13 protein-coding genes are annotated in these 14184 nt (G+C 71.2%); 5 read left to right on the top strand and 8 right to left on the bottom strand.

Annotated features, from left to right (window positions below):
• Window positions 1-9: 9 nt before the first annotated feature.
• The 3 genes from ectB to ACFYXF_RS50020 form a co-directional block, all read right to left on the bottom strand.
• Window positions 10-1281 (bottom strand): diaminobutyrate--2-oxoglutarate transaminase, encoded by a 1272-nt coding sequence (gene ectB / locus ACFYXF_RS50010; protein ID WP_389360746.1) that lies wholly within the window; start codon window positions 1279-1281, stop codon window positions 10-12.
• A 46-nt stretch (window positions 1282-1327) separates the two neighbouring features.
• Complete coding sequence (gene ectA, locus ACFYXF_RS50015) at window positions 1328-1837, bottom strand: diaminobutyrate acetyltransferase (protein WP_389360748.1); 510 nt, start codon at window positions 1835-1837, stop codon at window positions 1328-1330.
• 164 nt (window positions 1838-2001) lie between these two features.
• Complete coding sequence (locus ACFYXF_RS50020) at window positions 2002-3060, bottom strand: pyridoxal-phosphate-dependent aminotransferase family protein (RefSeq protein ID WP_389360750.1); 1059 nt, start codon at window positions 3058-3060, stop codon at window positions 2002-2004.
• Window positions 3061-3272: 212 nt separating this feature from the next.
• Between ACFYXF_RS50020 and ACFYXF_RS50025 the strand changes: the two genes are divergently transcribed.
• The 5 genes from ACFYXF_RS50025 to ACFYXF_RS50045 all read left to right on the top strand — a co-directional run bounded on the left by ACFYXF_RS50025 (window position 3273) and on the right by ACFYXF_RS50045 (window position 7932).
• Window positions 3273-4118 carry a transporter substrate-binding domain-containing protein gene (locus tag ACFYXF_RS50025; RefSeq protein WP_389360752.1) on the top strand — a complete coding sequence of 282 codons (846 nt, stop codon included), beginning with the start codon at window positions 3273-3275 and terminating at the stop codon, window positions 4116-4118.
• The gene (locus ACFYXF_RS50030; RefSeq protein ID WP_389360754.1) at window positions 4115-4951 is read left to right on the top strand and encodes an amino acid ABC transporter permease; all 837 of its coding nucleotides are present in this window, start codon (window positions 4115-4117) and stop codon (window positions 4949-4951) included. Before ACFYXF_RS50025 ends, ACFYXF_RS50030 begins: the two co-directional genes overlap by 4 nt.
• A complete protein-coding gene (locus ACFYXF_RS50035; RefSeq protein ID WP_389360756.1) occupies window positions 4948-5763 on the top strand; it encodes an amino acid ABC transporter ATP-binding protein in 816 nt (271 codons plus the stop codon). The genes ACFYXF_RS50030 and ACFYXF_RS50035 overlap by 4 nt, the downstream gene beginning before the upstream one ends.
• Before the next feature lie 10 nt (window positions 5764-5773).
• Window positions 5774-6871: an amidohydrolase family protein gene (locus tag ACFYXF_RS50040; RefSeq protein ID WP_389360758.1), complete on the top strand. Its 1098-nt coding sequence runs from the start codon at window positions 5774-5776 to the stop codon at window positions 6869-6871.
• A gap of 179 nt (window positions 6872-7050) precedes the next feature.
• Window positions 7051-7932, top strand: coding sequence for an SCO1860 family LAETG-anchored protein (locus ACFYXF_RS50045; RefSeq protein WP_389360760.1), 882 nt, complete (start codon window positions 7051-7053; stop codon window positions 7930-7932).
• A 309-nt stretch (window positions 7933-8241) separates the two neighbouring features.
• On the opposite strand, the gene cobC is transcribed toward ACFYXF_RS50045, so the two are convergent.
• The 5 genes from cobC to cobM form a co-directional block, all read right to left on the bottom strand.
• Window positions 8242-9327, bottom strand: a complete 1086-nt coding sequence (gene cobC / locus ACFYXF_RS50050) for an Rv2231c family pyridoxal phosphate-dependent protein CobC (RefSeq protein ID WP_389360762.1) — start codon at window positions 9325-9327, stop codon at window positions 8242-8244.
• Window positions 9317-10258 (bottom strand): sirohydrochlorin chelatase, encoded by a 942-nt coding sequence (locus tag ACFYXF_RS50055; RefSeq protein ID WP_389360764.1) that lies wholly within the window; start codon window positions 10256-10258, stop codon window positions 9317-9319. The genes cobC and ACFYXF_RS50055 overlap by 11 nt, the downstream gene beginning before the upstream one ends.
• Window positions 10259-10349: 91 nt before the next feature.
• The gene (gene cobJ, locus ACFYXF_RS50060) at window positions 10350-12059 is read right to left on the bottom strand and encodes a precorrin-3B C(17)-methyltransferase (protein ID WP_389360766.1); all 1710 of its coding nucleotides are present in this window, start codon (window positions 12057-12059) and stop codon (window positions 10350-10352) included.
• Window positions 12056-13327: a precorrin-6y C5,15-methyltransferase (decarboxylating) subunit CbiE gene (gene cbiE, locus ACFYXF_RS50065; protein WP_389360768.1), complete on the bottom strand. Its 1272-nt coding sequence runs from the start codon at window positions 13325-13327 to the stop codon at window positions 12056-12058. The genes cobJ and cbiE overlap by 4 nt, the downstream gene beginning before the upstream one ends.
• Entirely contained in the window at window positions 13324-14163 is an 840-nt protein-coding gene (gene cobM, locus ACFYXF_RS50070) for a precorrin-4 C(11)-methyltransferase (RefSeq protein WP_369033785.1), read from the bottom strand. The genes cbiE and cobM overlap by 4 nt, the downstream gene beginning before the upstream one ends.
• Window positions 14164-14184: the final 21 nt, after the last annotated feature.

The raw sequence follows: 14184 nt of genomic DNA on the forward strand, positions 1-14184 counted from the left end.
ACCCCTCTCTCAAATGGTTTCTCGTACGGCGCGGGCCACGATCCGCAGCCCCTCGTCCAGCTCCTCGGGCGTGATCGTGAGGGCCGGCAGCAGCTTCATGACCTCGCTCTCCGGGCCGGACGTCTCGATGAGCAGCCCGAGTTCGAAGGCCCGCCGCGCGACCCGCTCGGCGCGCGCCTTCTCGTGGAACTCCATGCCCCACACCAGCCCGCGGCCCCGGTACTCCCTGATGTCGGCGAGGTTCTCCTCGGTGATCGAGATCAACGCCTCCTCGACCTGCTCACCACGGGCGCGGGTCTGCTTCTCCATGGCGGAGCCGTCGGCCCAGTACGTCTCCAGCGCGGCGGCGGCCGTCACGAACGCCGGGTTGTTGCCGCGGAACGTGCCGTTGTGCTCGCCCGGCTCCCAGATGTCCAGCTCGGGCCTGAACAGGCAGAGGGACATGGGGAGTCCGTAGCCGCTGATGGACTTCGAGACGGTGACGATGTCGGGCACGATGCCCGCCTCCTCGAAGGAGAAGAAGGCGCCGGTCCGCCCGCAGCCCATCTGGATGTCGTCGACGATCAGCAGCATGTCCTGCCGTGCGCACAGCTCGGCCAGCGCCCGCAGCCACTCCGGGCGCGCCACGTTGATGCCGCCCTCGCCCTGCACGGTCTCCACGATCACGGCGGCCGGCTTGTTGAGACCGGAGCCCTGGTCCTCCAACAGCCGCTCGAACCACAGGAAGTCGGGGACGGTCCCCTCGAAGTAGTTGTCGAACGGCATCGGCGTCCCGTGCACCAGGGGAATGCCCGCGCCGGCCCGCTTGAAGGCGTTGCCGGTCACCGCGAGCGACCCGAGGGACATGCCGTGGAAGGCGTTGGTGAAGGAGACGATGGCCTCCCGCCCCTTCACCTTCCGCGCCAACTTCAGTGCCGCTTCAACGGCGTTGGTGCCCGTCGGGCCCGGGAACATGACCTTGTACGGCAGTTCACGGGGCCGCAGCACCAGCTCCTGGAAGGACTCCAGAAAGGCGCGCTTGGCGGCGGTCGACATGTCGAGCCCGTGGGTGACGCCGTCCCGTTCCAGATAGTCGATCAACGCCCGTTTGAGTACGGGGTTGTTGTGGCCGTAGTTGAGTGATCCGGCGCCCGCGAAGAAGTCGAGGTAGGCGTGGCCGTCCTCGTCGTACATACGGCTGCCCTGCGCACGGTCGAACACGGCGGGCCAGCTGCGGCAGTAGCTGCGGACCTCCGACTCGACGGTCTCGAACACGCTCAGGTCGGGCTGGGTGATGGTCACGGCGGTGAACTCCTTGCGGTGGGGGGAGAGTCGGCGAGGCGGCGGGTCAGCCGGAGAGGGGGCCGATGCGGTACAGGACCTCGGGGTCGTGGGACCCGTCCTTCGGGAACTGGCCCGTGTCGAACAGCACCTCGCGTTCGACGTAGGCGCTGTGGCGCTCCGCGAACGAGGTGAACAGCCGCTCCGAGGCGGTGTTGCCCGGCGTGATGGTGGTCTCGACGGCGGTGATCCCCTGCTCGCCGGCGACCCGCCGGGTCAGTCCGTCGAGCAGGGTGCCGGCGAGCCCGCGCCCCTGGTGGCCGGCGTCGACGGCCACCTGCCAGACGAGCAGGGTGTGCGGGAGGTCCGGCCGGACATACCCGGTGACGAAGCCGACCGGCACCCCGTCCGCGCCGCGCGCGACGGCCGAGGTGGCGGCGAAGTCCCGGCACCACAGCAGATAGCTGTACGACGAGTTGAGGTCGAGAACTTTCGAGTCCCTGGCGATCCGCCACAGCGCGGCCCCGTCGGCCACCACCGGGCGGTCTATTTGCAGGTCTGTCAGTGCGGCACTCATGCAAATGAAACTTACCGAGCGAGAATCAAAAATGCATGGCCGTAAGCGGTTTTCTGTTGTTGGTTGAATCACACTCGTTAAATTTGCTTAATTCGTTCGCAAAACCTTGTGTTTAGGTCGAGAAAAACCGGGCAGAAGAAAACGGGAAGCTAATCTGAATTCAATTACCGATTTTCGGCATCGGTAAGCGCCGCACCCAGTGCGGCCAGACTCCGTCGCACCACCTCGGGCGTCGCGTCGGCCCCGTAGTGGTTGACCCGGATCATCTCCTTGGCCAGCGCACCCCCGCCCGCCGCCAGCGGCAGCGTCGGATCGGCGGCCAGCGCGCTCACCACCAGTTCCGACGCGACGAACCCGGAGGGAACCCGCAGGGTCGTGGCGACCGGCGCCGCGTCCGCCGCCTCGTACACATACGGCTCAAGACCGCCTCCCAGCGCGAGCGCGCCCGCCCGGGTGGCCGCCGCCGCGGCGGTGTGCCGGGCGATCACCGCGTCGAGGCCCGCCGCCTCGATCCGCTCGACGCACGCCTCCAGCGCGAGCATCTCCAGCTGGGCGGGAGCATGCAGGAGTGTCCGTCGGCCGCCGTCGATCCACCGCTCCTTCCAGTCGAGGAGCGAGAGGTACGACCGTCGCGGCGCCCCCGGATTCGCCGCCATCCGCGCCCACGCCCGCTCGCTCACGGACACCGCCGACACCCCGGCCGGCCCGCCCATCGCCTTCTGCGCCCCGATCACACACAGGTCGACACCCCACGCGTCCGGCAGCACCGGCTCGGCGCCGACCGACGCGACGGCGTCGAGATAGAAGAGGGCGCCCTGTTCCCGTACCGCCTCGCCGATCTCCGCGACCGGGTTGGTGTTGCCGGTCGCCGCCTCCGCGTGCACCAGCGAGACGAAGTCGATCTCCGGGTGCTCGGCGAACGCCTCCCGGACCTGCGCGGCCGTGACCGCCGCGTGGAACGGCACCGCGAGATCCACGACCGTCGCGCCGCAGTCCCGCAGCCAGTCGCCGAAGGTCTGCCCGTAGGGGCCCGTGATGATGTTGAGGGCCGTCGTGCCCGGACCCGCGGTACCCCTGATGGCACCTTCCAGCGGCAGCAGCGCCTCGCCCTGCATGATCACGACGTCCTGCTCGGTACCGAGCAGCCGCGCCACGCGGTCCTCGATCGACGCGAAGCGGGCGGCCGTCAGGGGCGCCAGGTCCAGGAAGGGATGCGTGGTCACGGTGGTGCTCTCTTCGCATAGCGGGGTAGGTAAGCCGAGTCGAGACTAGGGCCTGTCCGGCCGGAGAGCTCCCTGACCCTCGTCCTGGCGGGATGAGAGGCCGACCGGCCTCGAAACCACAGGTGGCACGGCACCACGACCATGGAAATGGTTTGAGAGAGTCAAACGTCTCCTTATAATCAGAACCCACAGTCCCCCCACAGGAGGTCCCCGTGAACACGGTGCTCGGACGACGGTCCCGCATCCTGGCCGCCACCACCGCGACGGCCGGGCTCCTGCTCGTGGCCGGCTGCTCCTCGGACGACGACGGCGGCAGTGCCGCCAAGACCGCCGCAGGCGGGGTCGAGGTCGTCAAGGCCGGGCAGTTGACCGTCTGCACCCACCTGCCCTACCCGCCCTTCCAGTCGGAGATCGACGGAAAGGTGCAGGGCTTCGACGTGTCGCTCGTCGACCTCGTCGCCAAGAACCTCGGCGTGAAGCAGGAGATCCTCGACACCCCCTTCGAGAACTTCAAGACGGGCGCCTTCCTCAACTCCGACCAGTGCGATCTCGGTGCGGCCGGAATGACCATCACCGAGGAACGCAAGAAGAACGTCGACTTCTCCGACCCCTATTTCGACGCCACCCAGGCCGTCCTCGTCGACAAGAAGAGCGGCATCACCTCCTTCGACGGCCTCAAGGGCAAGAAGGTCGGCGCCCAGGCGCAGACGACCGGTGAGGACTACGCCAAGGAGAAGGGCCTCGACCCGGTCTCCTTCGAGTCCTCCGACGCCGTCCTCAACGGCCTGCGCACCGGACAGGTCGAGGCCGTGATCATCGACTACCCGGTCGTCCAGGGCTGGCTCAAGGACAAGGCCAACGCCGACGCCTTCACGGTCGTGGACAACCTCAACACCGGTGAGCAGTACGGCTTCACGGTGAAGAAGGGCAACACCAAGCTGCTCGCCGCCATCGACAAGGCGATCACCGACGCGAAGGCCGACGGCACGTACAAGAAGCTGTACGAGCAGTGGATCGGCCCGTACGACGAGTCCGCGGCCTCCCCGTCGGCGTCATGACCGGGACCGCCGACGAGCAACTCCAGCCCCGCAAGCAGGGGTTGAGCCGAACCCAGAAGCGGGCGCTGTCCCGTGGCGTCCAGTACGCGCTGTTCGTCGCGGCGGTGGTCGCCTTCGCGGTCTCGGCCGACTGGGACCGGCTGCAGAACCAGTTCGCGCAGGCGGACCTGGCCGAGCAGATGTTCCCGGACATCATCACGCTGGCGCTCAAGAACACCGTCCTCTACACCCTGTCGGGCTTTGTCTTCGGCCTGGTGCTGGGGATGGTCATCGCCCTGATGCGGTTGTCGCCGGTGGGCCCCTACCGCTGGGTCGCGGGAATCTACATCGAGATCTTCCGTGGCCTGCCGGCCCTGCTGATCTTCATCTTCGTGGGCGTGGCGGTACCGCTCGCCTTCCCGGGCACGGAGATCCCCGGCGGCACTTACGGCAAGGTGGCCCTCGCCCTCGGTCTGGTGTCGGCGGCGTACATGGCGGAGACGATCCGCGCGGGCATCCAGGCGGTGCCCAAGGGCCAGATGGAGGCGGCCCGTTCACTGGGCTTCTCGCACGCGCGGGCCATGGTCTCGATCATCATCCCGCAGGCGTTCCGGATCGTGATCCCGCCGCTCACCAACGAGTTGGTGCTCCTGTTCAAGGACTCCTCGCTGGTGCTGTTCCTCGGCGTCACCCTGGACGAACGCGAACTGGCCAAGTACGGCCGCGACTTGGCGAGCCAGACCGCCAACTCGACGCCGATCCTGGTGGCGGGCCTGTGCTATCTGCTGGTGACGGTGCCGCTGGGCTTCGTCGTACGACGGCTGGAGACGAAGGCGGGGGAGGCGACGAGATGAGCGACGGTACGAAGGACACGATCGTTCCGGAGATCCAGGTCCGAGACCTGTACAAGTCGTTCGGCGACAACGAGGTGCTGCGCGGCATCGACCTGGAGATCGGGCAGGGCGAGGTCGTGTGCGTCATCGGCCCGTCCGGCTCCGGCAAGTCGACCCTCCTGCGCTGTGTGAACCTGCTGGAGGAGCCGACGAAGGGCCAGGTCTTCGTCGGCGGTACGGAGATCACGCACCCGGACGTCGACATCGACGCGGTCCGCCGCCGGATCGGCATGGTCTTCCAGCAGTTCAACCTCTTCCCGCACCTGACGGTGACGGAGAACCTCACGCTGCCCCAGCGCAGGGTGCTGAAGCGGGACAAGGCGGAGGCGGCGAAGGTGGCCGCCGAGAACCTGGAACGCGTGGGCCTGTCCGAGAAGGCGACCGCGTACCCGGCGTCCCTCTCCGGCGGCCAGCAGCAACGCGTCGCCATCGCGAGGGCGTTGGCGATGGGCCCGGAGGTCATGCTGTTCGACGAGCCGACGTCGGCGCTCGACCCCGAGCTGGTCGGCGACGTCCTGGCGGTGATGCGCAGACTGGCGAACGAGGGCATGACGATGATGGTCGTCACGCACGAGATGACGTTCGCCCGCGAGGTCGCCGACCGGGTCGTCTTCATGGACGGCGGAGTGATCGTCGAGGAGGGCACCCCGGCCCGGGTCATCACCGCCCCGAGCCACGAACGCACCCGCCACTTCCTCTCCCGCCTGCTGGACCCGGCGATGGCGGAGGTGGAGGAGGAGTCGGGGGAGGGTCGAGCCGAGGGGCCGAACTAGGGTGCCGTCCATGAGCGAGCAGACGCAGACGGTGCTGCATGTGAAGGGGCGGGTGCTGGTCGGCCCGGAGGAGATCCGGGACGAACTGTGGGTGGTCGGCGGGCGGATCTCGTACGACCGTCCGCCCGGCGCCCGTGACATCCGTACGGTGACGGGCTGGGCGCTGCCCGGGCTGGTCGACGCGCACTGCCATGTGGGCCTGGGCCCGCACGGCGCGGTCGACGTCGATGTCGCCGAGAAACAGGCGCTGACGGACCGGGAGGCCGGCACCCTGCTGATCCGCGACGCGGGTTCCCCCTCCGACACGCGGTGGGTCGACGACCGCGAGGACCTGCCGAAGATCATCCGAGCCGGCCGGCACATCGCCCGCACCCGCCGCTACATCCGGGGCTACGCCCACGAGATCGAGCCCGATGACCTGGTGGCGTACGTCGCCCAGGAGGCCAGGCGCGGCGACGGCTGGGTCAAGCTGGTGGGCGACTGGCTGGACCGGGGTACCGGCGACCTCGCCGCCTGCTGGCCGCGCGAGGCCGTGGAGGCGGCGATCACGGAGGCCCACCGGCTGGGCGCGCGCGTCACGGCCCACTGCTTCGCGGAGGACTCGCTGCGGGACCTGGTGGAGGCGGGCATCGACTGTATCGAGCACGCGACGGGCCTCACGGAGGACACGATCCCCCTGTTCGCGGCACGCGGCGTGGCGATCGTCCCGACCCTGGTGAACATCGCGACGTTCCCGAACCTGGCGGCGTCCGGCGAGGCCAAGTTCCCCGACTGGTCGGCCCATATGCGCCGCCTCCACGAACGCCGCCACGACACGGTGCGTTCCGCGTACGACGCGGGCATCCCGGTGTACGTCGGCACGGACGCCGGCGGCACACTGCCGCACGGGCTGGTCGCGGCGGAGGTCGCGGAGCTGGTGACGGCGGGCATTCCGGCGCGGGCGGCCCTCTCGGCGACGACGTGGGGTGCGCGGGAGTGGCTGGGCCGGCCCGGGCTGGCGGAGGGGGCGGCGGCGGACCTGGTGGTGTACGAGAGTGATCCGCGGGCGGATGTACGGGTGCTGGGGGCGCCGCTGAGGGTGGTCCTGAACGGGCGGATCGTGAGCTGACGCCGGGGAGTGACACCGGCCACCGGGGTGAATGTGGAGAACGTACGTGCCGTGCGATTCGAAGATCTGCGCGGAAACCTCACGTAGGAGTGAAGTCCCGTCAGATTGCTGACCGTTGACCGCCTGTACGTAATTCTTACCGGGTCCCAAGCGTGTCTCTTCCGAGGGGTCCCCGAACCTTGAACGCCAACAACTTCCGCCTGCCCGCACGCCGTCTGGCCGTCGTCGCGGCGGCCACGGCCCTGGCCGCCGGTCCCGCGAGCCTGGCCCACGCGACGGAGGACCAGGGCAGCGCGAGCGCGGTCGTCCTCCGCACCGGGCTGAACGTGTCCCTCCTCAACAAGAGTGTGAACGTCCCGCTGGAGGTCGCCCTCAACGAGGTGCAGGCACCCCGGAGCGCCGAACAGACGGCGCTGACCGCGAAGTTGGACGGCGTGGACGGGGGGAAGCCGTTCACGGTGCTGGGGGCGGAGGTCGCGGAGGCGAAGGCGAAGGTGACGGAGGGGAGGTCAGAGGCTTCGACGACCCTCGCACACGCGAAACTCCACGTCCCGGGCCTCCCGCTCCTCTCCCTGATCGAGGTCGAGCAGGTCACGTCGAAGGCGACCTGCGTGGCGGGGGAGAAGCCGGTCGCCACGGCCAACCTCCTGGGCTCGGTGACGGCTCTGGGCAAGAAGGTGACGTTGACGCCGAGCGGGCCGGTGGAGGTGAAGGTGCCGGCTGTCGGCGAGGTCACGCTGGCCCTGTCCCAGACGGAGACGACGACACGTACGGCGGCCGCGACCGCGCTCGAACTCAAGGTGTCCGTCAACCCGTTGGACCTGAATGTGGCGGAGGTCGAGGGGACGGTGACCTTGGCGAAGGCGACGTGCGAGGCGCCGACGACGCGGGCGGCGACGCCCACACCGGCACCGGACGTGAAGCCCCAGGGGGCACCGGCGGAGGCGGGCCTCGCGGAGACGGGCGGCGGCTCGATGACGCCGTACCTCGCGGGCGGCGCGGTGGCGCTCCTCGCGGCGGGAGCGGGAGCGGTTGCACTGTCCCGCCGAGGCAAGAACTGACGCGAGGGCCGTCTTTCCTCGCCCCCGCCGCCCCTACCCATCCCATCCCTGGGGGCTGCGCCCCCAGACCCCCGCTATCGGCCTGAACGGCCTCGTCCTCAAACGCCGGACGGGCTGAAAGACCAACCCCGGCCGACGTTCGAGGACCACCGCGCTCAGCCCACCCCCTTTCCCCGCCCACCCACCCCCACCGCACTTCAGCACCGGCCGGCACCCTCCAGCCCGTCCGGCGTTTGAGGACAAAGGGGGGTCTGGGGGCGCAGCCCCCAGAAGGATGGGAACGGGTAGGGGCGGCGGGGGCGAGGAAACTCACCGCCCCGCCAGCATCACCGCCCGATCAAACGCCTGCAAAAACCCATTCACCGTCACCCGATCCCGCACCGCCACCCGCAACCACTCCTCCCCCAACCCAGGAAACGTGTCCCCCCGCCGCACCGCATACCCCAACCCCCGCAAATGCCCCCGCACCACATCCGCCCGAGGCACTCGCACCAGCACGAACGACCCCTCCGCCGCCCCCACCACCCGCACCCCGTCCGCCCCGAACTCGGCCAGCCCCGCAACAAGATGAGCCCGGTCGGCGGCGATCCGCCGAGCCGCCTCCTCCGCCTCCGCCAGCGCCGGCCCGGACACACACGCCTCCGCCGCCGCCAACGCCGGCGCGGACACCGGCCACAACGGCTGCGCCCGCTCCAGCTCGACCACCGTCGACGGCGCCGCCAGCACGTACCCGATCCGCAGCCCCGCCAGCCCCCACGTCTTCGTCAGACTCCGCAGCACCACAAGACCGGGTACGTCCACCCGCCCCGCCAGCGCCTCCCGCTCACCCGGCACCGCGTCCATGAACGCCTCGTCGACCACCAACGTCCGCCCAGGCCGGGCAAGTCGAGCGACAACACCCGCCGGATGCAGCACCGACGTCGGATTCGTCGGATTGCCGATCACCACCAGGTCGGCGTCCTCGGGCACGAGCCCCGGGTCCAGCCGGAACCCGTCCTCCTCCCGCAACAGCACCCGCTCCACGGCGTGCCCGGCATCCCGCAGCGCCGCCTCCGGCTCCGTGAATTGCGGATGCACGACCACCGGCCGACGCACCTCCAGCGCACGCGCCAGCAGCACGAAGGCCTCCGCGGCCCCGGCGGTGAGCAGCACCCGCTCCACGGGCACCCCGTGCCGTGCCGCCACCGCCGCCCGCGCGGCCCGCCCGTCGGGATACGCGGCGAGCCCGTCCAGCGACCCGGCGATGTGCTCGCGCAGCCAGGCCGGGGGAGTGCCGGCCCGGACGTTCACGGCGAGGTCGACCAACTTGGCGCCGTCGTCACGTACTTCGGCGTCCCCGTGGTGCCGCAGATCGTGCGTGCCGACGCCGGGATCAGCGTCTCTGTCAGTGTGCATGGGAGTGGGAGTGCCCGTGTGAGTGATGCCCGTGCTGGTGACCGTCGTGATGGCCGTCGTCGTCCGGATGGAAGTGCGGCTGCTGAGGCATTCCGACCTTGTCCTCGAAGCCGGGCAGCGCGATCCGGTACACGCACGAGTCGCAGTTCATCCGCAGATCCCCGCGCACGGCCTCCCGGTACCGCTCCATCACCAGATCGAGCAACTCCGGCTCCGGACCGATGACTTCGGCGGACCGCACCTCGATCTCCGGGTGCGCGGCGGCCCAGCCCTCGGTCTGCTGCCGCACCCGGTCCGGCAGGATCCCGGTGAACAGGAAGTAGGGCAGGACAACGATCCGCCGCGCACCCAGCTTCACGCACCGGTCGAGCCCCGACGGCACGTCCGGCGCCGCGAGCGACACGAACGCCGTCTCCACACCGGCGTACCCGCGCCCCTCCCACAGCAGTCGCGCCGCCTTGAGCACCTCGGCGTTGGCGTCCGGGTCGGTGGAGCCGCGCCCCACCAGCAGCACGGTCACATCGGCCCGGTCGGCGGGCGTACGCGCCCCGACGCCCCCCAGTGCCTCCTCCAGGCGTCGCTCCAGCACCGCCAGCAGCGCGGGGTGCGGGCCCAGCGGACGCCCGTACGTGTACGAGATCCCCGGGTGCCGTTCCTTCTCGCGGGACAGCGCCGCCGGGATGTCCCCCTTGGCGTGCCCGGCGGACACCAGCATCAGCGGAACGGCGGCGAATCTCCGTACCCCCCGCTCCACCAGCTCGGTCACGGCCTCGCCCAGCGGCGGCGGCGACAGCTCGATGAAGCCGCCCGCGACGGGCAGTTCGGGATTGCGGCGCCCCAACTCCCGTACGAAGTCACGGAAGGCCTCGGCTCCGGCCTCGTCCCGGGTGCCGTGGCCGGCGATGAGCAGGGCGGGCGGCGGGGTGGTCACGATGTCTCCTCGGACGGTGAAGCGGACGGTGAAGTGGGGTGAAACGCAGGGGTGTTGAGAAGCGGGCCGGGCAGCCACGCGGCACGGGCGTTCATCGCACCGCCTCCTGCCAGCGATACCCCCGAGGCGTCACCATACGGCCCGCGATGTTCCTGGTCGCGGTGTTGCCGACGGTGACGACCGTCATCATGTCGACCGTCGCCGGGTCCAGGCCGGCCAGTGTCGTGACGCGGCTGGACTCGTCGGGCCGGGACGCGTTCCGTACGACACCCACGGGCGTCGTCGGCTCCCGGTGCGCGCCGAGAACGGCGAGCGCCTTGGGCAGCTGCCAGTCACGGCCCCGGCTGCGCGGGTTGTAGAACGTCACGACGATGTCCGCCTCGGCCGCCGCCCGCACCCGCCGCTCGATGACCTCCCAGGGCGTGTGCAGGTCGGAGAGGCTGATGGAGACATGGTCGTGGCCGAGCGGGGCCCCGAGAATCGCTCCGGCGGCCAGGGCGGCCGTGACACCCGGCACCCCGACCACGTCGATGTCGTCGGACGCCTCGGCGAGCGCGGGCGACGCCATCGCGTACACGCCCGCGTCCCCGCTGCCGATCAGCGCGACCGCCTGCCCCTTCCGCGCCTCGGCCACCGCCGTCCGCGCCCGCTCCTCCTCGGCCCCGAGCCCCGACTCCAGGATCCGGGTACCGGGCCGCAGCAGATCGCGGATCTGGTCGACGTACTGATCGAGCCCGACGAGCACGGACGCCCGCCGCAACTCCGCCTCGGCACGCGGAGTCAGCAGATCCCGCGCCCCCGGCCCGAGCCCGACGACCGCGAGCCGCCCGCGCCCGGGCCGCCGTACGACGGCACAGGTGGCCATGGCCGGCGCCCCGTCCGCCCGCTCCGACTTCCGCTTGGGCACGAGGAGTTCGCCTCCGCCGACCAGCGCGGCGGCCTCCGCCACGGACGGCGTACCGACGGCGGCGAGCGGCGCGGCGGAGGGATTCGGCACGTCGATCCCGGCCAACTCCTCGGCGGAGTACGTCAGTACGGGCACCCCGAGCTGCTCGGCGGCCCCGACGATCCCCGGCTCGCCCGCCTTCGCGTCGACGGTGGCCAGCGCGGCGACGGAGGCCACGGACAGCCCCGCGTCGGCCAACGCGCCCTGAACCAGACCCAGTACCTCGTCGACCGGGGCCCCCTTCGAAGCGCCCACGCCGACGACCAGGGACGGCGGCCGCAGCACGACCTCGGACGATCCGGACGGCTCGACGACCCTGTCCGTCACCCGGATCGTCGGCCCACCACCAGGCACCCCACTCCCGACATTCGACGGCAGCGCGGGCAGCGGCCAGCTCGACTCCAGCTCCAGCGCGACGGGTTCACCGTCGAGCAGCGCCCGCGAGACCCCGGCGACATCCCCCTCCACGGGCATCCCGAGCGTGTCGAGCCCCGGCACCCCCACGGCGTCCGTCGCGGTGGTCACCACCGGCTCCGCACCCAGCAACTTCCCCACCGCGAGGGCGAGTTCATTGGCACCGCCGCCATGCCCGCCGACCAGCGAAACGGCGAACCGCCCGCCCTCGTCGACGCACACCACACCGGGGTCGGACGCCTTGTCGGACAGCAGCGGCGCGACCAGCCGTACGACCGCCCCCGTGGCCAGGAAGCACACGAGCTGCTCGCACTCACCGAACGCGCGCCGGACGGCGTCGGCGACCGGCCCCTCGTACACACGCGTACGGTCGGGCCAGGCGGCGGCGAGCCGATCACGCGCCGCCGCGCCCGCCGCCGTCGCGGAAATCAGGCCGATCACAGTGCAACTCCATCTCTGTCTGGGGGTGTTGTGAGGCGTGTGCCCCACAACAGGAACACCGGATTGGTCGCCGCGAGGCGGGTCACCCCACCCGGCAGGGGTGCCAGCCGGGACGACTGGAGCAGGACACCGTCGCAGTCGAGTCCGGCCCCCGTGAGCGCCTCGCGTACCGCCGGTACCCGGTCGAGGGCGGCCATCGCGACCACCACCGTCCGCCGGGCCCGCCGTGCGCACGCGGTGACGATGGCGGGCAGCTCGCGCCCGCCCCCGCCGATGAACACGGCGTCGGGATCGGAGAGTTCGTGGGCCGGAGCGGGCAGGTCATGAGGCGCGGCCCCCTCCACCACCCGCACATCGACACCGTGCGCGGTGGCGTTGGCCCGCACCCGCTCCGCGCCGTCCGGCGTCTTCTCGACGGCGACGACGGCGGCCCCGAGCCGCGCGCACTCCACGGCCACCGACCCCGAGCCCGCACCGATGTCCCAGACCAGATCGCCGAGCCGCGGCCCGAGCCGGGCCAGCGCCAGGGCCCGTACCTCGAACTTGGTGATCATCGAGTCCCGGTGGGCGAACTCGCCCTCGGCCAGGGCCCATTGACCGGGACCGACGGACTCCCCGGCGACCGTGACACGCACCGGCGCGAGGACACGGGCCTCGTCCAGACAGAGCACCACACTCACCGCGTCGCCCCAGTCCCGCGCCGCCGCCTCGGCGGGCGTGACCCGCTCGACGCGTTCGAGGACGGGGTCGCCCAGAGCGGAGGCGACGACCAGGACGCGCCCGCCCGGACCGTCGGCCAAGGCCGCGCCCAACTCGGCGGGACCGGCGCCCGGCCCGGTCAGTACGGCCACCTTGGGCCGCGCCCGGCACACGTTCACCGCCGTACGCAGCGCCCGCCCGTGCGCACTGACGACCACCGCGTCGTCCCAGGTCAGCCCGATCCGGGCGAACGCCGCCGCGACGGAGGACACCCCCGGCCGGACATCGAGCCGCCCGGCCCCGAACCGTTCGGCCAGCGCCCGCACGATCCCGAAGAACCCGGGATCACCGGAGGCGAGCACGACAACGGCCCGCTCCTTCCCGACGTACTCCTCGATGATGTCGAGGGCAGGCGCCAGCGCACCGAGGACGACCTGTTCCGCGCCCTCGGGCACCGGGGCCGCCGCCAGATGCCGTCGGGCGCCCACGACCAGCGCGGCCCCGGCAACGGCGGCCGTGGCCTCCGGCGGCAACGGCGCCCCCGTCCCCGTACCGATGACGGTGATCACGTGCTCGCCCCTCGCTCGCGCAGCGCCCGGCGGGCGGCCGGGTCGGCCTTGCGGAAGCCGTGGAAGTGACCGGGGTGGTAGAGGTGCGAGCGGGTGCCGCTGGCGTCGAGGGCCGGGCCGATCAGGAACAAGGTGTGCTTCCACAGCTTGTGCTCCTTGACCGTCTCCTCCAGCGTCTCGATCGTGCACCGCACGACCAGTTCCTCGGGCCAGGTCGCCTGATAGGCGATGACGACCGCCGTCGTGGACGGATAGCCGCCCTCCAGCAGCTCCCGCACCAGCTGCCCACTGCGCGCGGCGGACAGGAAGATCGCCATGGTGGTCCCGTGCCGGGCGAACTCGCGCACCTCTTCCCCCGGCGGCATGGGCGTCTTGCCGCCGCCAAGGCGGGTGAGGATCACGGACTGCGCGACCTCGGGGATCGTCAGTTCGCGCTGGGCGAGGGCGGCGACCGCCGAGAAGGAGGAGACACCGGGCACGATCTCGGTCTCGATCCCGATCTCGGCACAGCGGTCGACCTGCTCCTGCGTACCGCCCCAGAGCGCGGGATCGCCGGAGTGGATACGGGCCACGCGCAGACCCTCGCGCACGGCACGCTCGTACACGGCGACGACGTCCTCCAGCGACATCGTCGCCGAGTCGAGGATCTCCGCCCCCTCGCGCGCGTGTTCGAGCACCGCCTCCTGTACGAGGCTGGCCGCCCAGATCACGACATCCGCGTCGGCGATGGCGCGGGCGGCGCGGAAGGTCAGCAGATCGGCGGCGCCGGGGCCGGCACCGACGAACGTCACCTTGCCGGTGGGAGCGCCAGTGGGAACGTCGGCCGTGGGAGCCATGGGGCGGGATCCTCTCGTACG

Source organism: Streptomyces sp. NPDC002680, from assembly GCF_042889145.1.
GTDB lineage: Bacteria > Actinomycetota > Actinomycetes > Streptomycetales > Streptomycetaceae > Streptomyces > Streptomyces adonidis.

Excerpts from the sequence above, each read along its gene's own strand:
- ectA (WP_389360748.1), bottom strand. The coding sequence starts at position 1,837 with ATGAGTGCCGCACTGACAGACCTGCAAATAGACCGCCCGGTGGTGGCC.
- ACFYXF_RS50030 (WP_389360754.1), top strand. The coding sequence starts at position 4,115 with ATGACCGGGACCGCCGACGAGCAACTCCAGCCCCGCAAGCAGGGGTTG.
- ACFYXF_RS50035 (WP_389360756.1), top strand. The coding sequence starts at position 4,948 with ATGAGCGACGGTACGAAGGACACGATCGTTCCGGAGATCCAGGTCCGA.
- ACFYXF_RS50040 (WP_389360758.1), top strand. The coding sequence starts at position 5,774 with ATGAGCGAGCAGACGCAGACGGTGCTGCATGTGAAGGGGCGGGTGCTG.
- cobC (WP_389360762.1), bottom strand. The coding sequence starts at position 9,327 with ATGCACACTGACAGAGACGCTGATCCCGGCGTCGGCACGCACGATCTG.
- cobM (WP_369033785.1), bottom strand. The coding sequence starts at position 14,163 with ATGGCTCCCACGGCCGACGTTCCCACTGGCGCTCCCACCGGCAAGGTG.